Annotated in this window: 15 protein-coding genes and 1 pseudogene; 6 read left to right on the top strand and 10 right to left on the bottom strand. The window is 28.9% G+C overall.

Translation table 11 applies throughout. From position 1 onward, the window contains the following. Window positions 1-78: 78 nt before the first annotated feature. The 6 genes from surE to Q6H37_RS02885 all read right to left on the bottom strand — a co-directional run bounded on the left by surE (window position 79) and on the right by Q6H37_RS02885 (window position 9,690). Window positions 79-828 (bottom strand): 5'/3'-nucleotidase SurE, encoded by a 750-nt coding sequence (gene surE, locus Q6H37_RS02910; protein WP_318739086.1) that lies wholly within the window; start codon window positions 826-828, stop codon window positions 79-81. 108 nt (window positions 829-936) lie between these two features. After that, window positions 937-1,515: an ABC transporter ATP-binding protein gene (locus Q6H37_RS02905; protein WP_318739085.1), complete on the bottom strand. Its 579-nt coding sequence runs from the start codon at window positions 1,513-1,515 to the stop codon at window positions 937-939. Between the two features lie 206 nt (window positions 1,516-1,721). After that, window positions 1,722-5,168: a helicase-exonuclease AddAB subunit AddB gene (addB, locus tag Q6H37_RS02900; RefSeq protein WP_318739084.1), complete on the bottom strand. Its 3,447-nt coding sequence runs from the start codon at window positions 5,166-5,168 to the stop codon at window positions 1,722-1,724. Window positions 5,169-5,327: 159 nt separating this feature from the next. Further along, window positions 5,328-6,188, bottom strand: a complete 861-nt coding sequence (locus tag Q6H37_RS02895) for a polysaccharide deacetylase family protein (protein ID WP_318739083.1) — start codon at window positions 6,186-6,188, stop codon at window positions 5,328-5,330. Window positions 6,189-6,212: 24 nt separating this feature from the next. Continuing rightward, window positions 6,213-7,952: an ABC transporter ATP-binding protein gene (locus tag Q6H37_RS02890; RefSeq protein ID WP_318739082.1), complete on the bottom strand. Its 1,740-nt coding sequence runs from the start codon at window positions 7,950-7,952 to the stop codon at window positions 6,213-6,215. Further along, on the bottom strand, window positions 7,921-9,690 hold the full coding sequence (locus Q6H37_RS02885; RefSeq protein ID WP_318739081.1) for an ABC transporter ATP-binding protein: 1,770 nt from the start codon (window positions 9,688-9,690) through the stop codon (window positions 7,921-7,923). The genes Q6H37_RS02890 and Q6H37_RS02885 overlap by 32 nt, the downstream gene beginning before the upstream one ends. Window positions 9,691-10,071: 381 nt before the next feature. Between Q6H37_RS02885 and Q6H37_RS02880 the strand changes: the two genes are divergently transcribed. The 5 genes from Q6H37_RS02880 (at window position 10,072) to Q6H37_RS02860 (ending at window position 15,053) form a co-directional block, all read left to right on the top strand. Beyond that, window positions 10,072-11,343, top strand: a complete 1,272-nt coding sequence (locus Q6H37_RS02880) for a hypothetical protein (protein WP_318739080.1) — start codon at window positions 10,072-10,074, stop codon at window positions 11,341-11,343. A gap of 87 nt (window positions 11,344-11,430) precedes the next feature. Next, window positions 11,431-12,156 (top strand): ABC transporter ATP-binding protein, encoded by a 726-nt coding sequence (locus Q6H37_RS02875; protein ID WP_318739079.1) that lies wholly within the window; start codon window positions 11,431-11,433, stop codon window positions 12,154-12,156. After that, entirely contained in the window at window positions 12,143-12,895 is a 753-nt protein-coding gene (locus Q6H37_RS02870; protein WP_318739078.1) for an ABC transporter permease, read from the top strand. The genes Q6H37_RS02875 and Q6H37_RS02870 overlap by 14 nt, the downstream gene beginning before the upstream one ends. Before the next feature lie 9 nt (window positions 12,896-12,904). Continuing rightward, complete coding sequence (locus Q6H37_RS02865; RefSeq protein WP_318739077.1) at window positions 12,905-14,347, top strand: HAMP domain-containing sensor histidine kinase; 1,443 nt, start codon at window positions 12,905-12,907, stop codon at window positions 14,345-14,347. Between the two features lie 10 nt (window positions 14,348-14,357). Beyond that, a complete protein-coding gene (locus tag Q6H37_RS02860) occupies window positions 14,358-15,053 on the top strand; it encodes a response regulator transcription factor (RefSeq protein WP_318739076.1) in 696 nt (231 codons plus the stop codon). A gap of 57 nt (window positions 15,054-15,110) precedes the next feature. Here Q6H37_RS02860 and Q6H37_RS02855 read toward each other — a convergent pair whose 3' ends face one another. The 3 genes from Q6H37_RS02855 to gdhA all read right to left on the bottom strand — a co-directional run bounded on the left by Q6H37_RS02855 (window position 15,111) and on the right by gdhA (window position 21,584). Then, window positions 15,111-17,552 (bottom strand): sugar phosphate nucleotidyltransferase, encoded by a 2,442-nt coding sequence (locus tag Q6H37_RS02855; RefSeq protein WP_318739075.1) that lies wholly within the window; start codon window positions 17,550-17,552, stop codon window positions 15,111-15,113. A gap of 25 nt (window positions 17,553-17,577) precedes the next feature. Further along, a complete protein-coding gene (locus tag Q6H37_RS02850; protein WP_318739074.1) occupies window positions 17,578-19,107 on the bottom strand; it encodes a glycosyltransferase family 4 protein in 1,530 nt (509 codons plus the stop codon). A 1,118-nt stretch (window positions 19,108-20,225) separates the two neighbouring features. Then, the gene (gdhA, locus tag Q6H37_RS02845; RefSeq protein ID WP_318739073.1) at window positions 20,226-21,584 is read right to left on the bottom strand and encodes an NADP-specific glutamate dehydrogenase; all 1,359 of its coding nucleotides are present in this window, start codon (window positions 21,582-21,584) and stop codon (window positions 20,226-20,228) included. A gap of 388 nt (window positions 21,585-21,972) precedes the next feature. On the opposite strand from gdhA, the gene Q6H37_RS02840 reads away from it, so the two are divergent. Then, window positions 21,973-22,233, top strand: coding sequence for a TIGR04076 family protein (locus Q6H37_RS02840; RefSeq protein ID WP_318739072.1), 261 nt, complete (start codon window positions 21,973-21,975; stop codon window positions 22,231-22,233). A 106-nt stretch (window positions 22,234-22,339) separates the two neighbouring features. On the opposite strand, the pseudogene Q6H37_RS02835 reads toward Q6H37_RS02840, so the two are convergent. After that, a pseudogene (locus Q6H37_RS02835) lies at window positions 22,340-23,713 on the bottom strand (APC family permease). Window positions 23,714-23,963 lie beyond the last annotated feature (250 nt).

Here is a 23,963-nt window from a genome sequence, read left to right as displayed (position 1 = left end):
TTCCATAAAGTGCTGTCACTCTAAGAATTTACATACAATATGTTGTAAAACTTATTCTTAGTGTGACAACCACTTTTTTTAAAATAACTTTCTAGCTTCCTCTAATATTTTAAAATTTGTCAGATCATAATGAAGAGGTGTCAATGTAACATATCCTTGTTTTATAAAATGTACATCTGTATCTATATCTTGAACATTATTTAATTCTCCTCTTAATTGAAAACTCTTGCCATCATTTATAGTATTTTCTTCAAAATAACTATTGTAAGTTCTTCCTCCTATTCTACATATTTTTATTCCTTTGATTTTTTCTTTACTTAAAATAGGAACATTCAAATTCCATACAACATCATCCTTAAGATATTTATTCTTGATTTTTTCTATTAAATCTGATGCATACTCTGCTGCAACTTCATAATTATCCTCTCCACCTTCAATTTCTGAAGAAACAGCCATGGATGGTATTTTATAAATAGCAGCTTCAATAGCAGCAGAAACTGTCCCTGAATAGAGCACATCTATTCCTGCATTTACGCCATTGTTTATTCCAGATAAGACCATATCTACTTTTCCAATTGCAAGTTTATTTACTGCAACTTTTACACAATCTGCTGGTGTACCACTGACACTATATGCTTTTGATTTTATTCCATTCAATTTAACTTCTTTAACAATTAGTGGTTCCCTCATAGTTATAGAATGGCTGCAAGCACTTCTTTCAACGCTTGGTGCAACAATAATTATTTCATGATTTTTCTCTAGCTCCTTGGCTAAAATATATATTCCTTTTGCATTAACTCCATCATCATTAGTCAATAATAACTTCATAAATTAACCTCCATAATTATATAAATTCATTACTAGATCTATTGTAACACATATAAATTTAACAAAAGTAGATATAAAGCTCAATGCTGTAAATAATCATTAACGTTTTTAAGCTCCTAAATATGCCTTCTTTACTTCTTCACTTTCTTTTAATTCTTCGGTAGTACCTTCTAAAATAATATTTCCAGTCTCTATAACATAACCTCGATTAGCTACTGATAATGCCATTTTTGCATTTTGTTCTACTAAAAATATTGTTGTTTTAAAATCCTTATTTATACTTTTTATTATACGAAATATTTCTCTTACTACAATTGGAGATATTCCCATAGAAGGTTCATCTAAAAGCAAGATTTTAGGTTTTGCCATAAGTCCTCTACCTATAGCAAGCATTTGCTGTTCTCCTCCACTTAATGTTCCTGCATATTGATTTTTTCTTTCTTCTAATCTAGGAAACATTGTATATATATTTTTTATTTCCTCATTTAATTTATTCATTTTTATATTTCTTGAATAGGCTCCTATTTTAAGGTTTTCTTCTACTGTAAGCTTTGAAAATACTCTTCTTCCTTCAGGAACTAAAATTACAGATTCTTTTACTACCTTATGTGCGGGATATTCAGTAATATTTTTCGAATCCAACATCACATATTCACATACTATTTCTATAAAAACTTCTACTTCCATTCCATATTTTTGAATATTTCCAAATTTTTATAAAATTTTATTCACACAAATTTGTACTTTACATATAATGAATATATAGATTAATTTATTATTCAAGGTACCCCCATATATCGATAAATTTCCCTATCACCTCCAATCTAAAAAACAAGCTCTAAGTTGCATATATAACCTTTCATACTATGCAATCTTAGAGCTTGTTATTAAACTTATTTGTTATACTTATTTCCTATTTCATTCCAAACTTCTTCATCACTCTTATCATTTATTATCCTATACTTGTTTTCCTCTAAAGATGTATCAAATTGACATATGGATGGATAAATGCAATATTCACAAGCATCTCCATTTTTATGTTTGCTAGGCTTCACACCTATATTACCTTCCAATATTTGCTCACATAGAGAGGCTATAGTATCTCTTACATATTTCCTTAAAAGATTAAATTGCTCTATTGTAGCAACTGAAGAATAGGCTTTAGACAAAGTACCATCTTTTTTTATAGAAGCTGGTATAATATCAGAAGTTTTTTCTATTTCACTATCCATCCCCCTTATAATATCAGGATCATCTAATAATAATCCATTCATTTTTAAGGCTTTCATTATTCTCTCTTCTATTTCTGAATCAGCAATATCTCCTTTTGTCTTTACTATTGGGTCGTCTAATTTAAAATAAAGAATTCCTCCTGGAATAGCATCTTTATTCATTTCTTTTTCAAGTTCTGTGAGCATAGCATCTAAGTATATTAAAAGCTGCATTTGTAAACCATAATATACGTCTGAAAGCTTAAATTCCTTTGTTCCAGATTTATAATCTACTATCCTTAAATAAGTATTCTCCTCACTGTTCATACTATCTACTCTATCAACTCTTCCTATAAGGCTTACAGTTTCACCAGAATGAAGCTGTAGTGAAATAGGAGGAAAATCTCCTGAATTACCAAACGATAATTCATATCCAGAGGGTTCAAAGCCTCCCCTTTTCATATGCTCAGTTATAAGCCAAACTGACCTATTGAGAATTCTTTTTGCGTTATTAGTTATATGCTTATATCTTTTAGAACTATTAAATACAGAACTAGGCATACTTTCTAAAACTTCATCCACTATTTCAGAAACTTCTCTCTCACACCATTCACTATCAATTTCCTTCCAACTTAAGTTTTCTTCCTTAAGTTTGCTTGAAAATACTTGAAGTACATTATGCATAAAGCTTCCCAAATCAGGTGAACTTAATTTATATACTTTTCTTTCCTTTGCATTAAGTCCATATTGTATAAAATAAGAAAATGGACAATTTACAAACCTTTCAAGTCTAGATACACTTATATTCAAATGCCTTCCATAAAGTTTTCTTACTCTATTTGTATCCATAATTTCTGCTTCGTTACTATATGAAAAACCATTAAATACATTTTCAAGTTTTCTGCTCCATTTATCATTTTTATTGTACCATCTATACACATCTACCCACATAGGAGTTATATATCCATTAGAATCCTTCTTAATATTTGATATAAGCTTATTAAAGGTTGCTCTAGGTCCTGTTACATACTTTAATTTTTCCTCTTCATTTTGTATTTCTATTAAATCGCCTTTTTCTTCCACATTGCTAAATATCTTTTTAATTCTACCTATTACTATAGAAGGTCTTTTGGTTTTTCCAGCTTCATCTGCTATAGAATAACTCAATCTTAAATATTTACTTACAGTAGTTAGGGTAGTATACACTAAAAATTGTTCTTCAAAAGCTCTACTTCTAGTATCCTTTGCAATTTCTATTCCTCTTTCTTTTAAAATTTCTCTATCACTATCTGTTAATACACCTTCTTGAGCCAATGCAGCTGGAAAAACTCCATCATTAACTCCAACAATATATAATACAGATACATCATGACTTTTAAGTCTCGTAACACTACCAATGAGAACTTGATCTAACGCTGGTGGAATTACCCCTATTTCATATTCATCAAAGCCTTTAGATAAAACCTGTGAAAAGGTTCCAATAGCTAGTGTTTCCTCTCCCATTACTTCTACTATTTGGTCTAAAACCTCCATTACTATATTCCATATCTGACTATATTCATTAGCTTTATCTAATTCTTCATTTTCCTTAAAATATTCTATCCATGCAGCTACCTTTTCATCTAATTTTATACTACATAAAAAATTATAAAGTCCTTCACATATAGCTCTTCCTTTTTTTCTTCCTTTTATATCTTTAGATAGTTTAATAATAGGCTCTCTTATTTTATCCCTAATTAAATTTATATTGCTCAAAATTTCCTTTTCATAATCCGATATTTCTTTCTTTTCAAAACTATAGCTTAAACCAAAATCCCAAGGCTCTTCTTTAATCCAAGCATTTCCTTTAATTCCGTTGCTAAGTACATAATTTTCTATTAAATCTATATCTTCCTTAGTTAACTCTAAAAGTCCTGTTTTTAAATACCTAAATACAGCTTCATAGCTCCAATTTTGCGATAATATTTCTACTACAGACATTATCAACATTATAATAGGATTATCATTGATTTTTCTTTTTTTATCTATAAAATAAGGTATATCGTATTCTTTAAAAATTGCACCAAACAAACTTTCATACCCATCCAGATCGCCGCTTATTACTGCAATATCTTTAAACCTAAACCCATTATCTCTACACATTCTAACTATATCTCTTGCTGTGTCTTCCACTTCTGTGTATTTATTTAATGCCTTAAAAATACTTATGTCTTGACATTTTTCTTTATAAATTTTATATGGATAAGAAAATAAGTATTTTTCTAAATGTTGAAGTTCTTTAGTATCTTTAAATCTATAGCAAGGACTACATTTTAATGCAATTGGTTTATCATATTTTATGTTTTTTTCTAAAACAATTTTTAAAATTTTTTCTTCTGTACTTTTAGTTGGTAAAAATACATCTGTACTATTATCCGCTAAGCTGCAATCTAAATAGTCTGTACATAAAGTTATGTTAATCCTTTTAGTCTTATCCATAAGCTTATCTAAAACTTTATATTCTTGAGGAGTAAAGCTTGAAAATTCATCTATCCATATTTCTGCTTCATCAAACATATGTGATTTTGACATCTTTTCTGCCAAAATAGCTAAATCATCTTCTGAATCAACATATTTTTTATGAAGTCTTTCTTCAAATTGTGAAAAAATTAATATTAAATCCTCCATTTTGTTTCTTAAATTTTCATTTTCTATTCTATCTAAAGTGCTATTTAAGTTTTCCAGGGTAATATCGTACCTTTTAAATTCTGTTATAATATCAGAAACCGTAGTAATAAACCCTTGTCTTTTTACTGACTTTCTAAAAACTTTGAGTTTACCACTATTCTCCTCCATTATCTTATAAATAAGCATACTCTTTCCCGAAGCGTTCATATGCTTTTTTGTAAGTCCTCCTACCTCATTTAATACCTTATATGCCATTCTTCTAAAGCTCAAAACTTGTGCTTTAAGCATTCCGGCTTCTCCTATAGTTTTTATAAGATTTTTTTCTGATTGAAATGAGAACTGTTCAGGCACTAAAAGAATTAGAGGACTATCTGTTCCTTCGTTTATTCTCTTTTTAATATCATTTAAGCAAAAATGACTTTTACCACTGCCTGCTCTTCCATATATAAATCTCAAACTCATAATATATTCTCCTTCAATATATAATGTATTTACAATTCTTAATTACTAACTGCTGAAGTCTTGTTTATATTATATCATTTACTCATATTTAATATTTTAAAATAATAAAAAAGCTTTAGCTAAACTAAATTCAACTAAAACTTTTTATTTATCACAAATTTATTTTAATGTATCAAAAGTATATCCTTTTGATTTTAAATATTCAATTACCTGAGGAAGAGCTTGTACTGATGTAACCTTAGCTCCAGCATCGTGCATTAAAATTACTACAGTATCTGAATTTGTATATTTTTTAAGGTTACTAAGTAAAGTGTTAACTGGAACATTGCTATGCTCAGCGTCCCCTGTTTCATCATTCCAATCTATATAATGATATCCAGCTTTTGTAACAGCTTCTCTAAAAGGTGCTAATTTGTTTCCAAAAGAACCACCTGGGAATCTTATAAGCTTTGAATCATATTTATCACCTACTATGGACTTAATCACAACATTACCTTTATCCAAATCTTCTACAAACTTTTGTGGACCTTCTTTATAATTCAATTGATGACTATAGGTATGATTTCCTACTGCATTTCCCTGAGCTATTTCCTGTTTTACAAGTTCAGGATTATGTTCAGCATTTTTTCCAATCAAAAAGAAAGTAGCTTTTATATTATTTTTATTTAGTATTTCTAATATTTTAGTAGTATTTGGTGATGGACCATCATCAAAAGTTAAGTAAGCTACTTTTTTTCCATCCGTTCTTTTTGCTGCCCAAGGTTTGTATGCTCCAGCAGCCAGATTTTCACCTGATTCATTTTTGTTATCTTTAGGAATCTGACTTTCTCTTTTATTTGCAATACTTTCACTAGAATTCTTCTTTGCATTTGCAGCATTTACAACTGCATTTTTTTTACCTATCATTCTATTTACTGCAAAAAAACCAGTACCCACAACAACTAGCGCACAAATTGCTGCAATTATCCTATTTCTTCTTATAGTTTTTCTTTTTTCATTTGTTTCATCATGATTATTCATGAAAATCATCTCCTATGTTTTTGCTTAATTAGTAACTTCAAATTGACTATTGTAAAGATTTGCGTAAAAGCCTCCTTTTTTAATAAGTTCTGTGTGACTACCATTTTCAATAATTTCTCCATTATTCATAACTAAAATTAAATCAGCATCACGAATAGTTGAAAGTCTATGTGCTATTATAAAGCTTGTACGGCCCTCCATCATAGATAAAAAGGCTTTTTGTATGCTTAGCTCAGTTCTTGTGTCAATATTACTAGTTGCTTCATCCAATATAAGCATTGGAGGATCTATCAGCATTACTCTAGCTATAGTTAAAAGCTGCTTTTGTCCTTGAGAAAGGTTTTCACCTCCTTCAGTAATAATAGTATCGTATCCTTTAGGTAAACTTTTAATAAAATTATGAATGTGAGAAGCTTTTGCAGCTTTTTCTATTTCCTTAATAGTTGCTTTAGGTTTCCCATAACTTATATTTTCTCTAACAGTACCTGCAAAAAGCCAGGTATCTTGAAGTACCATACCAAATGCACCACGAAGACTATTACGAGTTATTTCTCCTATATTTCTTTCATCAACAAAAATTGATCCACTATTTATATCATAAAACCTCATTAATAAATTTACCATAGTTGTTTTACCTGCACCAGTAGGTCCTACAATAGCTATTGTACTGCCTGATTTTATATTTATATTTAAATTTCTAATCAATGGCACATCTTTTTTATAAGAAAAGCATACATCTTTAAAACTTATATTTCCATAACATTCTTTTAATGTAGATGAATTCTCTACCTCTGGTGTTTCTGGTATTTCATCTAAAATGGAAAACACTCTTTCAGCAGCTGCAACTGCAGCTTGAAGTTGAGTAGTAACACTAGTTATATTATTAATAGGTTGTGAAAATTGTGTTGAATATGTTAAAAAACTTGATATTTTACCTATGCTTAGTCCACCTACTACCGAACATATTCCTCCAACTACACCAACTAAAATATATGTAATATTATTAACAAATCTAGTTGAGGGATTTGTCAATGATGAATATAATTGTGCAAAACGTCCACACTTATACAATCTTTCATTAATTTCTTTGAATACTTCCTGGGAATTTTTTTCATATCCAAAAGCTTTTACAACCTTTTGATTGCCTATTATTTCTTCTATATATCCATTTAGCTCTCCCACAGTTTTTTGCTGTTCCTTAAACATTTTATTAGATCTAGTAGTAATAAAAGATGCAATAAAAAAGCAAAATGGAGTCATAAGTAAAATAACAAGCGTTATTTTAGGACTCAATATAATCATTAGCACTAAAGAGGATAGTATAGTAACAATACCTGGATAAAATTGTGTAATACCTTGAAGTACCCCATCAGATATAGCATCAATATCATTTGTTAATCTGCTCATAATATCTCCATGAGCATTATTATCAAAATAGCTTAAAGGAAGTATACTTATTTTATCAAAAGCTTCTTTTCTTATATCCTGTACAGTATGAAATGCTATAACATTTGCTATCATTGAAAAAATCCATGAAAATACTGCACTGATTACATAGAGTGCTGCTAATATATATATTAACTTTAATAGATAATTAAAATTTACTTTTCTATAACTTATAATATAATCTATTCCTCTTCCTACCAATAAGGGACCTATAACCATTAATAAATTGCTTATAAATGCACAAATTATAACAGCAAACATATGCAGCTTATATTTTCCTACATACTTAAACAGCCTCAATAATGTCTTGTTCTTCATTTTTCTCATCTCCCCCTTTATCTAATTGGGAAAGGTAGATTTCTCTATAGATGTTATTATTCTTAATTAACTCATCATGTGTTCCAACTCCAACCATTTCTCCATTATCTAAGACAACTATCATGTCAGCATCTCTTATAGTACTTACTCTCTGAGTTACCATTATAACAGTCATATTATTCTTATTACCCTTTATAGCCTTTCTTAATGCAGCATCTGTTACATAATCTAGAGCACTAGAACTATCATCCAATATTAACAATTCAGGATTGCGTACTAAAGCTCTTGCAATAGCAAGTCTTTGTTTCTGTCCTCCTGAAAAATTCACTCCACCTTGAAATATATTAGTATCATAAGCTTTAGGGAGTTTTTCAACAAAGTCAGAAGCTTGTGCAATTTCTGCAGCTTTTTTTATTTCTTCATAGGAAGCCTCCTTCAAGCCCCATCTTATATTTTCAGCCACGGTACCTGAAAATAAAACTGATTTTTGAGGAACAATTCCTATTTTAGACCTAAGCTCATTTTGCATATAATTTTTAACTTCAATTCCATTAAACATTATACTTCCTTTTATTACGTCATAAAAACGTGGAATTAAATTTATAAGTGTTGTTTTTCCTGAACCTGTTCCTCCTATTATCCCAACTGTTTGTCCACGTTTTATTTGAAAAGAAACATTTTTTATAGCATATTCTTTAGAATTATTATAAGCAAAAGAAACATTTCTAAATTTAATTATAGTATCATCTTCATTTACATCTGTACAACTTTTAAAATTTAAGTTATCAGCTATTGTAGTTGATGTTTCAAAAACTTCATTTACACGCCCTGCTGAAGCAACTGCTTTAGTAAATATGACTACCAGGTTTGCCACTACAATTAATGCAGATAAAACCAATGTATTATAATTTATATAAGCTATAATTTGCCCCTGAGTCATTGCACCTATATTTACACGCATACCTCCGAACCACAATATAGCAATAACTGAAAAGTTCATTATAATATTAGTCATAGGATTCATCAATGCTGAAATTTTTCCAACTCTAATTGCAGTATTTGCAAAATCTTCATTTGAATCTTTAAATCTTTTCTTTTCATAATCTACTCGAGCAAATGCTCTTATAATTCTAATGCCTGAAAGATTTTCTCTAAGAATCAAGGCTAATTTATCTAACTTCTTTTGAACTAATTTGTATAGTGGAATTGACTTGCTCATTATTAAATATAAAACAAAAGCAAACAATGGTAATGCTAAAAGCATAATAGTAGAAAGTTTAATGTCTAAAAATGTAGCCATTATAACTCCTCCTATACATAGAAATGGCACTCTTATAGCTAATCTAATAACCATTGCCACTGACACTTGAAGTTGATTAACATCATTTGTTATACGATTAATTAAAGAGGACGTCCCAAAATTATCAAGTTCATTGTGTGAAAATGTTCCTATTTTTTCAAACAAGGCATTTCTAAGCCTGGTTCCAAATCCTTGAGAAACTATTGATGCATAATATTGACAAGTAAAAGAAGATATAACACCCAATATAGCCATACCTCCCATTATTCCTCCTATCTTTAATATGTAGGAAATATTATTATGCTTTATACCATTATCAATAAGAATCACCATAATTGTTGGTATCAAAAGCTCAAAAATAGCTTCTAATAATTTAAATATAGGACCTAATATAACTTGCTTCTTATATGGCTTTAAAAAACGTAGCAACTTAAACAAAACTAATTCCCCCCTTAAAGTGTAGTAAATTTAATGTTATTGTAATTTCTTGTAACATTATATCAAAAAGAAATGTATATTAAAAATACTTATTAAGTATCGAATCAATATAAAATTTATATGGATCAAAAAATATCTAGAGCTAAGAAATCTGTTTATCCGATGACTACCTGCTCTAATAATCCAACTCTTCAAGTTGTATTAAAGAGCAGGTACGTCCCTGGATAACGATTTCTAAGCTTCAGCTAGATTTAAATCTATCTGGAGCTAAGGAATCTGTTTATACTTTGTTTATATTTAGTTTATGAAAAATCAAGACACTTATTTTAAAATAGAATTAAAGAAAGATTTACCATACAATTAAAAGGAGATGGTCTTAAAATGAAAATTAATAAAAGGCTGGCTATTATTTTAAGTTTTGCTGTAGGTACTTTAATGTTTGCCAGCACCGCTATGGCGGAAGTTGCATCTAAAAGTGGATATGATCAATTAAAAGATTCTTTAAAGTATACAGGCAATAGCCTAAGTAGTAAACTTTCAAGCTATACCCTTGATATGTCATTTGTTATTAAAGATAACAATACTGTTGTTTCTTCTACAAATGTATTAGATAAATGTGACTTATCAAAAAATGCTAAAGAACAAACATCAAAATATACTACTACTTTAGAAACTAATGGTACAAAAGAAAGCTACTACTACAATGATAAAAATTCTTCTATCTCACATGATAGTGATGAAGATTTTTATCGTGTGATTGAATTAAAAGATTCTAAAGATAAAAAGATTTTTACAAATCCTTTTGAAGAAAAACAAGCAGGAGATCTTGAGAAAATATCAGATGCTCTTGTAGGTAATTTGAAAGATTCTGTTGTGGTTACTCAAAATGCTGATGGAAGTAAAAAATTGTCTGGTTCTTTAACTGAAGCACAAATTCCTGCACTTGTAAATGCAGTAGCATCTTTTGAATTTAAAAACCAATTTAGAATGTATAATCCTAATGAAACTACTAGCACTAGATCAAAAATGTCTAAAATCACAAAAGACATTTTCGTAAAAGAAGTTAAAGGAACTATGGATGTAAATAAAGATGGATTAATGCAAAATATTCTTTTCACTGGAACACTTTCTGGTAAAGATGAACAGGGCACAGAACATACATTAACTTTTGAACTCCTGGCAAAAGTAACTAATATTAACTCAACTACAGTTACTAAACCTGATCTTTCTGATAAAAAAGTTGAAAAGCAAGTTCAAAAAGATGACAATAAACTATCTAATGCTAAAGCCTATATTGGGAAATACAAAAGTGATCTTGTAATAGAAAAAGATAATAAATTTGTTAAAATAGGTGAAAGAATTATAACCATTACAAGTATAGATGAGGATAGCGTTATAGGAAATTGTCACGAAGAATATATAAAAGGTTATGAAAGCTATGGCAATAGTAAAAATGATTTTAACTTTGATGGAAAATTTGATAAACAAGCTCATCGTGATGCAAGTTTCAACTATACTAATTCTTCAGAGAAAACTGTAAAGGGACATATATTTATTAATCCCAATTCTTCATCTATAAATTTTGATATAGATGGACAAAGGTCAAACGGAAGTATACTATTTGATAATAATTTCAATAGAATGTTTGATTAACTATCATAAGATAACTTGTTCATACAATGTATGTCAGGTTATCTTTATCCTGTCTTTTACAATTGAAAATATCAGGGAGGTATATAGATGAAAAAAGTTATAGAAATTAATAACCTTACGAAAATATACAAAAACGGAAGAGGTATAAAAGATATTAACCTTGAAATATATCAGGGTGATATTTTTGGTTTTTTGGGTCCTAATGGTGCTGGTAAAACTACTGCTATGAAAATAATGACTGGACTTGTAAAACCAGACAGTGGTGATGTTAAAATTTTAGGTTATAGTGTTTTAGAACAATTTGAACAAGCTATGGAAAGGGTAGGCTGCATTATAGAAAATGCTGAATCCTATACCTATTTAACTGCTTTTGAAAATCTAAAACAATTCTCAAGATACTATAAAGACATTGATGACAAAAGAATTGATGAAGTTTTAGAACTTACAGGTATTTTAAAATATAAAAACGAAAAACCAAGAAAGTTTTCTCTTGGTATGAAGCAAAGACTTGGAATTGCTGCTGCACTTTTATCAAAACCTGAAGTTATCATTCTAGACGAACCACTAAACGGTCTTGATGTTGAAGGAATGATAAATATAAGAAACATTATAAAAACTTTAGCTGAAACAGAAAAAACAACATTTTTTATATCAAGTCATCTTATCCATGACATTGAGCTTACCTGTAACCGTATTGGTGTATTATATGATGGAAAGCTTCTTAATGTGGATACTACTGAAAACATATTAAAAAACTATGCTTCCCTTGAAAATTATTTTGTTAGCGAGGTGGAACGAAATGGAAGGATTTAAAGCAGCTTTAATTAATGAAATTGAAAAACTATATAAAAAGAAAAAAGTTTTAGTAGCAGCAATAATATCACTTATTTTTATTGTACTTGGACAATTATCTATCATTGCTTTAAGAAATGGTTTTGGATTACGTGGAGTTTCCAGCATGGACTTTCCTATACTTGTACTTTCTGTAGTTGTTAATACAATTTTACCTTTGTTTACTGCACTTGTTACTATAGATAGTTTCTCTGGAGAATTTTCTCACAACACCATGAAAATTGCACTTACAAGACCTATCTCTAGGTTAAAATTTTTTGTCTCAAAACTAACTGCCATAATGTTATTTGTACTTGCAAATCTTCTATTTGTGATGATTTTTTCTATTATAGCAGGCTTTCTATTTAATTCAAATTCTTTTACCTTAAATGCTATTATTAGAATATTAGTTTCTTATGTTGTCACATTAATGCCTATGATGGTTTTATCATTGATTATTGTACTTTTTACAAATATAATAAAAAGCAGTGTAGGTGTATTTTTTATATCTATCTTCATTTTTATTATTTTCAAAGCACTAGAAATTATTTTTTATAGATATTCTGGTCTATTTTTTACATCTATGCTTAATTGGTATACCTTATGGATTATGAATACTATTCCATTTTTTAAAATTCTTCGTCAGTTTATACTGATGTTAAGTTATGATATACTTTTATTTACAGGAAGTTACTATTTATTTGATAAAAAAGATTTTTAAGGTGAAAAAATGGATATAAAAAAACGTCTAATAACATTTAATTCTATAACTATTATAATTCCCTTTATTGTTACAATAATTATCGCTTATATATTTATTTTTATTTCTTCAGCATCTCTAAGTAGAGATATAAGTTATGATAATTTCAAAAAGCTTTTAACCATAAAATCTGAATTATTGGATTTAAATACAAATATATCAAAACAAACTTCTTCAGATATTGAAGATGTACATCTGCAGCAATATTTATCTAAAAGACTTTTAAGTATAAATGGGGAATTTATACTTACCAAAGAGGATAATGTTATATTCGCCTCAAAAAATATAAATAAAATTGATATAGCCAGATGCTTAGAAGAGGTGAAAAATAATTCCTTACAAAAAAACATTAAAATTAATAATATTTCTTATATTGTTGAAGTAGCACCCCTTAAGTTTAAGAATGAAATTTCTGGTAATGTAATATTATTAGCACCAGATAATCATGAATCTCAATTTATTGAAAAATTTATTATAGCAATTATTGTAGTATTTTTTATTTGCTTTATATTAGTTAATACAATTATGTCCTATCTTTTTTCAAAGAGAATATTAAATCCAATATCTCTTCTAAAAAATGCTACTGCAAAAATTAGTAAAGGTGATTTAGATTATGAAATTGTCGAAACTGGTGATAAGGAAATCAGAGAATTATGTAGTGATTTTGAACATATGAGAATTGAATTAAAAAATTCTATTCATATGAAAATGAAGTATGATGATAACAGAAGAATGTTAGTTTCCAGTATATCTCATGATTTAAAAACACCTATAACCTCCATAAAAGGATATGCTAACGGCCTTTTAGATGGTGTTGCGAATACTCCTGAAAAAGTAGACCATTATTTGAAAACTATTTATTCAAAAGCTGAACTAATTGATGTTATGATTGATGATTTACTTTTATATTCAAAACTAGATTTAAATCAAATTCCTTTTAAATTTGAAAAAACAAATATTGTTGAATACTTTAACTATTGTATTTGTGAGAGCGCACCTGAACTTGAAAGGTCTAATATAAAAATTCACTTAAAAAATGATTTGAACCATTCCAAGTATGTTATGATTGATAGAGACAGATTAAAAAGAGTAATATTAAACATTATTGATAACTCCCGTAAATATATGGATAAAAATAATGGTGAAATTGTAATAATGCTTAGAGAAACTAATTCCAGTATTGTTATTGAACTAAGAGATAACGGTTATGGAATTGATAAGAATGATACAAATAAAATATTTAATAGATTTTACAGAGGTGATTCTGCAAGAACTGGTGCAAATGGAAGTGGTCTGGGACTTGCTATTGCAAAACAAATTGTAGAAGGACATAATGGTAGAATATGGGCTGTAAGTCACGAAAATAAAGGTACAAGCATATTAATATCATTAGCTAAAATACCAGAAGAATAGAGAGGATATTATGAAAAAAATTTTGATAGCCGAAGATGATTTAAGTATTGCTGAGCTTCAAAGAGACTATCTGGAACTCTCAGAATTTGAAGTTAAAATATGTATGGATGGTGTAGAAACTTTAAACTGCTTAAAAGAAAATGAATTTGATCTATTAATTCTTGATATTATGCTTCCTAAAATTGATGGTTTTAGTATTCTACGCAGCATACAGGATACCAAAGATATTCCAGTTCTGATTGTTTCTTCAAAGAAAGAAGAAATTGACAAAATAAAAGGATTTAACCTTGGTGCCGACGATTATATCACAAAACCTTTTAGTCCAGCAGAATTAGTTGCTAGAGTTAAATCGCACATGAAAAATTATGAAAGAATAAAAAATAAATTTGATACTAATAAAAAAAATGATACTATCATAATAAGAGGTTTAGAAATACGAAAAGATTCCAGACAAGTATTTGTAAATTGTAAGGAAGTAACTTTGGCTCAAAAAGAATTTGATCTATTACTTTATATGTCGGAAAATCCTAATCGAGTATTCAGCAGAGAGGATTTATTTGAAAAGGTTTGGGGACTTGATGCTATTGGAGATACCTCTACCGTTACAGTACATATTGGAAGAATAAGAGAAAAAACAGAAGCCTCTCCATCTAATCCTCAATATATTGAAACTGTTTGGGGTGCTGGATATAGGATTAAGGTTTGATCCTATATCCTCCTTTTTACACTCCATAATATCTAAATAAAGGTGAACAATTAACTGTTATTCTAATGTTATAGCTTCAATTCTCTTTAACAATTGATTTGTAAGCTTTTTTAATTCATCTGAATTCTTAGATTCAGCATAAACTCTACAAAGAGGTTCATCTGCATCTGGTAAAACTAATGCCCAACCATCATTAAAATTCAGCTTAACTCCTTCTATTAAATCTACAGATTTTGAATGGTTTTCTTCTATAAGATTTCTCATTACTTTTCCCTTTAGATTCCATGGACATTTTATTTCTTCTCTAGCAGTATAGTACTTTGGAATTTGTTCTAATATAGTTGAAAGTGCCAAATTGCTTACTGCCATAAAATTGATAGTTAGCATAGTTACACTTATAGCATCTAGTGTCATTAAATAGGAACTTATAACTTCTCTCCTCGTAATTCTATTTTCATGTTTTAAATAGTTATCTAATATAAATTTTTGTGAAGTTTTAGTTCTTACAAATTTACATCCACACATACTTGCAATTTCCTGCATGGTAGAAGATGCTGTCACTGGAGCAACTAATGTACTTATATTTGTAGTTTTTAACATAACAAGAGCATTTGTTGCATCATAAGCTTCATCTTTTATTATATTTCCCTTTTCATCTATAAAAATTGCTCTATCGCATTCATCATCAATTCTAATTCCTAAATTTGAACTACTTTCTATTACTTCTTTTCTTAACCCTAAAATATTATTAAATTCATCGTATAATTTAACACTTATTCTCAGCTCCTGGAATATATCCTGAATTATATTTAATATCATAGGACTTTTAACGCTTAAGACAACCTTATACTTTTGTTTTCTTATATTTTTAACTCCTAATTCATTTATAAGCTGCCTTATATAATATTCTATAGAATTGTATATATGATTGATTTGCTTAAAACTATCTGTCTTAACCCTCCTGAAATCTTCTCTTATAAAACTATTTTCTATCTTTCTCTCTATTCCTTTATCTATATCAAGTCCATTTTCATTCATAAATACTATATTAACCTTTTGAGAATCCTCATTATCTATATAAACATGAATACTTCCCTGTACTCCAAAGAACAAGGTAGCCTGCCTTACTGCTGGTCTTGGCATTCTATGCAAGTCTAATACTTCAATTCCCATAGAAAGCAATCCTGTAGCAAGGGAATATTTAAACATTTGAGCTGCACCATCATTGCTGCAAGCTATGGCAACTTTTGAATCAGACTTTAAAAGTGAACCATAAGCAGCACCTAATTTTGATACAAATTCTGGTGTTATATCTACATTAACTTCACCACTTATGCCTTGCTTTCCAAACAGCGCCTTTGAAAACTTTCCTCCCCAAATTACATTTGATTTTACCACAGTACTAGCTTCAATAAGTTTGTTAGGCCATACCTTTATATTAGGCTTTATAATTGCTTTTTCTCTTATAAGAGTATCATCACCTATAGTTGCTTCTTCAAATACAGAAACTCTTGGTTCTAATTGGACCTTTTTACAAAGAACAGCACCTCTTACTTGTGAATTATCACCTATATAACAGTTATCAAAAATTATACTTCTTTTTATAGTAGCATGATTTGACACTATGTTATTTTTTCCCATAATAGTATAAGGACCTATTTCTGCACCATCATATATTTTTGTTCCACTTCCTATATAAACCGGAGAACATATCAAAGCATTTTTACTTATTTGACAGTTTTCTCCCGTCCATATACCATCTTTATATTTTTCACCTTTTATATTTACTTTTACTAAACCTTTTAATATATCAAAATGACATCTTATATATTGCTGAATATTTCCAATATCACACCAATATCCTTCAGCTACATAGCCAAACATAGGCTTTTTTTCATTTAAAAGTATTGGAAATAAATCATTACTAAAATCAAACTTTTGTTTTTTTTCAAAGTAAGAAAATATCTCAGGCTCCAATATATATATTCCTGTATTCACCTTATCACTAAAAACTTCACTCCAGCTTGGTTTTTCTAAAAAACCTGTTACTCTTCCATCATTATCCGTTACTACTACTCCAAACTCTAATGGCACAGCAACTTCTTTTAATACTAAAGTAGATATAGCATTATTTTTTTTATGATAAGCAATGGCTTTGGACAAATCTATGTCAGTTAAGGCATCACCACTTATAACTATAAAGGTATCATCAAGAAATGCTTCTGCATTTTTAACACTGCCTGCTGTACCTAATGGTGTTTCTTCTATAAAATATCTTATATTAACTCCAAATTCTCTTCCATCTCCAAAATAATTGATAATTTCATCTGGTAAATATTGCAGCGTAACTCCTATATCATTTATACCATTTTCTTTTAAAAGTTCTATGGCGTATTGCATAACAGGCTTATCCATTATAGGCATCATTGGCTTTGGTATGTTACATGTTAACGGTCTTAATCTAGTTCCTTCTCCCCCTGCCATTATTATAGCTTTCATTTAATACCATCCCCTTATTTTCTTTTTAGCTCTTTTTAGTTTTATTTTTTATCATATTAGAATTTTTCAATTTCTGTACAGATTCTACAGTTTTTGAATTTTTGACTTCTTCCAAAACTTCAATAGTTTGAGCTGTTATTTTGTCTTTTATATCTACAGCATCTCCTACTATACCTTTTGTTTTATCAGTTATTTTATTTTTTAATCTATCCATTAAATTCTTTTCTACTTTTTCTTTTAATTCTTCTTCCAACTTTTTTTCAACTTTATCCTTTAATTCAAATTTTAATTTTTCCTTAACCTTATCTCTAAGTTCTTCAGTTAAATTCTTTATAATATCATTTTTAACTTTATCCTCACTTTTTACTTCCCACTGACTACCTTTTATTTCTTCTTGGACCTGACTATACATGTTTATGGTTAAATCAGCTATTTTATCCCAACTATATTTCTCATGAACAGTCTTTAATGCATTCTCCTTTACATAATTAGATAAACCATCATCTAATAACAGCCTACTTACATTAACTGCTAAACTTTCCGCAGAAGATGTTATAGCTTTCAGACCATTTATTTCATGATCAACTATTTCACCCAATCCTCCAGTTTCTGATACAACTACAGGACATCCTGCTGCCATAGCTTCTAAAGCTACAATACCAAAAGGTTCATATAATGAAGGAAAAACTGCTACATTTGCTACCCTGTACATTTTGTCTCTATCTTCATCACTTATATACCCTGTGAAAATTACCTTTGATCCTATACCCATTTGTTGTACTCTATATTTTAGTTCCTCTGTCATAGGTCCTTTACCACCAATAATAATTTTAGTATCATTGTAGTTCTCCAGTATTTTAGGACATGCCTCTATTAACAAATGTATTCCTTTTTCGAATACATGCCTTCCAACATAAAACACAATTTTTTCATTATCACTAGCAAATCTTCTTCTAAAATTAATCCAATCAAATTCAAAATTAAATTTTTGTGTATCTACTCCATTAGGTATAACCCAAATTTTATTCCATGGTGATTCAAATATGTCGCTTATTTGCTGTCTCATATAATTACTGCAAGCAACTACTTTCCAGGATTCATAAGTTAACAGCCATTCAGTAGAAGATATATATTTCTGCATATCAGTTTTTATGCCTCCATTCCTACCGTATTCTGTAGCATGAATAGTACATACCATAGGAATTTTAAAAGACCATTTTAAATTTTTTGCACTAAAAGCAGATAGCCAGTCATGCGCATGTATTAAATCAAATTTTCCAAACTTAACTATAAGACTTGCTGCTTTCTCTATTATAGAAAAGTTTAATTGCATAACCCACTTTATAAAATCACTTGTATCTATTTTATAAGGTGAAACCCTATGAACAAAAACACCATTATCGTTTTGTTCTTCAGGTGATGTGCCTTCTTCACAGGTTATTACATGTATTTCATGTCCTTTTTTACTTAATGCCTGGGATAAATAATAAACATGATTTGATAAACCACCTACATTTTTGGGTGGATACTCCCAAGAAATCATTAAAATTTTCATTTTAAACTCCCCCAATTTTAAATAAACTTAAATCGTTAATCACTTAGAAAAATTTATTCAGACGTGTAAAAAAATTTATACACAACATAAGAACACTCTGATGAAGTCAAAGAGCTCTAATATCTGAAACTCCAATATAATTATGAATCATTAACAGCAGCTGCACTTTTTAAGAATAACGCTATGAGTTGTAAATAAGATTTGACTTATAAGACCCATATATTAATTAATTGATTATTATTGAATTTATCCTCCTTGCATACCCATATTATAATCATTTAGAAATCATATATTATAGATAGATTTTTAAATTAAAATTACATATTAAAACATCCAACATTAACACTATATTTTGTTATCAAACAAATGCTAATATCCTTTAGATGTATAAACTGGATATAAATGGTTACAAACTATATAAATAATTATAAGTGTTTTTTTTAAAAAATCAACTGTTTTAATTTTAATTTTCGTTGTATTAAGTTTATATTTAGAATTATCAACATATAATTCTATTTAAGTCCTAAAATATCACTTTTTCTTTAAATAGCTTCATTTTATCTTATTTTTATTTACAATATATTCTTAATTATTTAAGTATTTTATGTTTAGTACTGTTACATTTTGACACATTGCTATACAGACACATTACTATTAGGTATTTACACATGGTTTTACATTTAAATAAATATTCATTTATCAGAAAATACTTGCATGCTGCTATAAATGGCTTAATTGAGGCTAATTAATAAATCCTAATGTACAATACATTTAATTTCGTAATTTTATATTTCATAGTCACTAAACAATTTACTTAATAAAAAAATAGATAAATTCAATAATCTGAATTTACCTATTTTTATATTTTGAATTTAAACTTGCTCTTCAAAAACAATAAACTCTAAATACTACTTTAATTTGAAAGTTTTTATAGAATCTGATAAATTTTGAGCAGTTTCTTTTAAAACAGTATTTAATATAATAAAAGCATTATAAATAATCTAAATAAAATAGACCATATAAAATAGACAGTTAAAAAAAGCCACCCAAAAGGCATTATTTTTAGCTGATTCTATTTTATAGGGCTATTTTTGTTGTAAACTATTCGAAATTAAAATTTAATAATTTCCTTGAACATGCATTGCATCTGCAACTTTTACAAATCCTGCAATATTAGCTCCAGCAACTAAGTTATATCCAAAGCCATAAGCTTCAGATGCATCTTTACAATTATTGTATATATTAACCATTATCTGATGAAGTTTTACATCAACTTCTTCTGCTGTCCATGATAATCTTTCACTATTTTGGGACATTTCAAGAGCTGAAGTAGCAACTCCACCAGCATTAGCAGCTTTAGCAGGTCCTACTATAACACCATTTTTCTGGAAGTATTCAACTGCTTCATTTGTGCATGGCATATTAGCAACTTCACAAACAATTTTTATACCATTTGCAACTATTTGTTTAGCATGCTCTAAGTGTATATCGTTTTGAGTAGCACTTGGCATTATGATGTCAGCTTTAACTTCCCAAGGTTTTTCTCCTTTGAAGAATTTAACTCCAAATTTGTCAGCATAATCTTGTACTTTATCTCTTCCTGATGAACGCATTTCAAGTAAGTAATCAATTTTTTCACCTACAACTCCATCTGGATCATAAATATATCCATCTGGACCTGAAAGTGTTACAACTTTACCGCCTAGATCATAAACTTTTTTACATACTCCCCAAGATACATTGCCGAATCCTGATATTGCAACTGTCTTGCCCTTGAAGTCTGTTCCTTCATGTTTAAGCATTTCTGCACAATAATAAGTTGCGCCAAATCCTGTAGCTTCTGGTCTTATTAAACTTCCACCATAAGATAACCCTTTGCCTGTAAGAACTCCATTTTCAAATGCCCCACGTATTCTTCTATATTGCCCATAAAGATATCCAATTTCTCTTCCACCAACACCGATGTCTCCTGCTGGTACGTCAACATCTGGTCCTATATGTCTGTAAAGCTCAGTCATAAAGCTTTGGCAGAATCTCATAACTTCATTGTCTGACTTTCCTCTTGGATCAAAGTCAGAACCACCTTTACCTCCGCCTATTGGAAGTCCAGTTAATGAATTCTTTAATATTTGTTCAAAACCTAGGAATTTGATTATTCCTATGTATACTGATGGATGGAATCTTAAACCACCCTTGTAAGGTCCTATGCATCCATTGAACTGTACTCTAAATCCACGATTAACTTGAACTTTTCCTGCATCGTCAACCCATGGAACTCTAAAAGTAATTTGTCTTTCTGGTTCACAGAATCTTTCTAAAAGATTTTCCTCAATGTATTCTGGGTGTTTTTCAAATACTGGTCCTATGCAAGATAAAACTTCTTCAACTGTTTGTAAGAATTCTGGCTCATTATTATTCCTTTTCTTTACTTTTTCTAATACCTCATTGATATAATTTTGTGCATTTTCTTTTGTCATTGTAAACCCTCCTCTAATATATTGTTTTATAATTTACACGATATCGTTTACATGATTAATTAAACGCAAAACCTGTGCCAAAATAAAGTTCAACTATCCTATATGCTATTTTATACTATGTATAACTCTATTAATTCATTTTTAAATAAACTATGAATATATTCTATAAAATTTATAAGTATTATAGGCATTATTCATCTCTAACTTTCCATATTCACTTCTGAATAATTTATATCAGCTTTTTCTATCACAGACTTTATAATATAATTATGTATTTACTAAATACCATATATCCCATAGTACTACTCAGTACAAATCTATATTGTAATTATTGGTATGAATTTTGCTTTATGATAACTGTATAAAAAATGTGAAAGAGGTGAGTACTATGGAAAATATAGTTATAGAAGTTATAAAATCTAAATGTAGTCATTACAAAGCAGGTGATAAAATATATATAAAAGACGCACTAATAGATATGAATAATACTTCAAATGTATGTGTTATGGCAATGCAATCATTTTTTCCCTTTGTTTTTGCTATGCGAAAAGGAGTAACATCTGACAAAATGGGTTTTGGTGAAAAATTAATAGTTCAGTGCCCTGATTATTGTGAACCAGTAGTTTTTCAAATTAAAAAAATATCTTAATTAAATTCTTGCAGCAATCTTAGCTATGATGATAGCTAGATAAATAAAATTGCATAATAATTAATTTAAAACGGATGAAGTTATAACTTCATCCGTTTTAAATTAATCATACGCCTATTTCTGGTGGCAGTTCCCTAAAAAATTTAGTCTTATAACATAGATAAATTAATCCAAGTATTAACCAAAGTAAACCAAACATCATTGCTTTAAAATCAACCTTTGACCAAATTGCAAGATTTATAACTGCTCCAATAATCGGCATAATTAAATATTTTATAATATCTAATCCACTTCTCTTTTTCTGTTTAACAAAATACCAAGCAATAACTGATAAATTAACCATTACAAAAGCTAGTAATGCACCAAAATTTAATATACCATTAGCTGTTGCTAATGGAACAACTGTTGCTAACAGACCAATTACACTAATAATTATAATACTGTAAGTTGGAGTCTTATATTTTTCATGCAATTTTGCAAATATTGAATAAGGTAGGATCCTATCTCTTCCCATTCCATAAAGTACTCTTGAAGCAGAAGTAACTCCTGCTAATGATGATGCTAAAAGCCCTGCACCAAAGCAAGCCGTAAAAAAAATCTGTAACCATGGTTCATTACAAATTCTCTTTAATACTTCAACTGATGCTGAATCAGGGTTAGATATTTCAGCAAATGCCTGTGGCCAACAAAGTGTCAAGAAATAAGTTATAACCACAAATCCTATTCCTGCTCCAATACAAGCAATTAATATAGCTTTTCCAACATTTTTTTCAGGATTAATTGCCTCTTCACTCAATGTGGAAATAGCATCAAATCAAAGATACGAAAGTGCCAAAATTGATGCACCTGTTAATATAGCTGATATACCAACTCCTGGTTTATAAAATTCCACTGCATTAAAATATGCAGTACTATAAACTAATGTGCCAGCTCCACCGCCACCTGTAACATACTTAAATATAAATACTAATAATACAATTAAAAATATAAATTGTAACCAAACTATGATGTTATTTACAATTGATGCAAGTTTAATACCGAAATGATTAACTAATGCAATAGCTATTACAGCTACTACAATAAATACATTTGATGGAATTGCCGGTATTAATGCATTAAAATAAATTCCCATTACAACATAATTTAACAATGGCAACATAATATATCCAAGTAAAATTACCCAACCTGTAAAAAAGCCAATAAAAGGATTCATGGATTTAGTTACATAAGAATAAGCTGCTCCTGCTACTGGAAATGATTTAACCATTCTTGAATAACTAAATGCTGTAAATCCCATTGCTATAGTTGCAACTGTATATGTTAATGGAATCATTCCATGGGTAGCCACTGAAGCAAGACCATAAGTTGTAAAAATTGTTAAAGGTATCATAAATGCTAGTCCGTAAAAAATTAAGGAACTAAGGGGTAATACACGTTTTAAATGAGATTCAGAATTTGTATTCACATTTATTTCAGTCATTTAAATTACTCCTTTCAAATTTTTTTATAAGTTTAGTGGAATATTTTAAACATTAAGAATATTTCGATCGTACTAAATGACCTTTGATACTTTGCATAATTTTAACCTACACTCAGCTTGTAAATATTTATTTTACCTTAACTATGTAATGCATTTACTTAAAGTTAAGATTCATTTAATATTCTTCCTTACTTTCTGAAATAACCTGCTGAATGTAGGTTCTAATATTAAAATTAATATATAAAATTAA

The organism is Clostridium sp. JS66, from assembly GCF_033561535.1.
Classification (GTDB): domain Bacteria; phylum Bacillota; class Clostridia; order Clostridiales; family Clostridiaceae; genus Clostridium_AM; species Clostridium_AM carboxidivorans.
This window is presented reverse-complemented; position numbering and strand designations above follow the sequence as displayed.

Coding starts and splice junctions, on each gene's coding strand:
- gdhA (WP_318739073.1), bottom strand. CDS start 21,584: ATGACAAAAGAAAATGCACAAAATTATATCAATGAGGTATTAGAAAAA.
- Q6H37_RS02875 (WP_318739079.1), top strand. CDS start 11,431: ATGAAAAAAGTTATAGAAATTAATAACCTTACGAAAATATACAAAAAC.
- Q6H37_RS02905 (WP_318739085.1), bottom strand. CDS start 1,515: ATGGAAGTAGAAGTTTTTATAGAAATAGTATGTGAATATGTGATGTTG.
- Q6H37_RS02880 (WP_318739080.1), top strand. CDS start 10,072: ATGAAAATTAATAAAAGGCTGGCTATTATTTTAAGTTTTGCTGTAGGT.
- Q6H37_RS02860 (WP_318739076.1), top strand. CDS start 14,358: ATGAAAAAAATTTTGATAGCCGAAGATGATTTAAGTATTGCTGAGCTT.
- Q6H37_RS02895 (WP_318739083.1), bottom strand. CDS start 6,188: ATGAATAATCATGATGAAACAAATGAAAAAAGAAAAACTATAAGAAGA.
- Q6H37_RS02850 (WP_318739074.1), bottom strand. CDS start 19,107: ATGAAAATTTTAATGATTTCTTGGGAGTATCCACCCAAAAATGTAGGT.
- addB (WP_318739084.1), bottom strand. CDS start 5,168: ATGAGTTTGAGATTTATATATGGAAGAGCAGGCAGTGGTAAAAGTCAT.
- Q6H37_RS02870 (WP_318739078.1), top strand. CDS start 12,143: ATGGAAGGATTTAAAGCAGCTTTAATTAATGAAATTGAAAAACTATAT.
- surE (WP_318739086.1), bottom strand. CDS start 828: ATGAAGTTATTATTGACTAATGATGATGGAGTTAATGCAAAAGGAATA.
- Q6H37_RS02855 (WP_318739075.1), bottom strand. CDS start 17,552: ATGAAAGCTATAATAATGGCAGGGGGAGAAGGAACTAGATTAAGACCG.
- Q6H37_RS02890 (WP_318739082.1), bottom strand. CDS start 7,952: ATGAAGAACAAGACATTATTGAGGCTGTTTAAGTATGTAGGAAAATAT.
- Q6H37_RS02840 (WP_318739072.1), top strand. CDS start 21,973: ATGGAAAATATAGTTATAGAAGTTATAAAATCTAAATGTAGTCATTAC.
- Q6H37_RS02865 (WP_318739077.1), top strand. CDS start 12,905: ATGGATATAAAAAAACGTCTAATAACATTTAATTCTATAACTATTATA.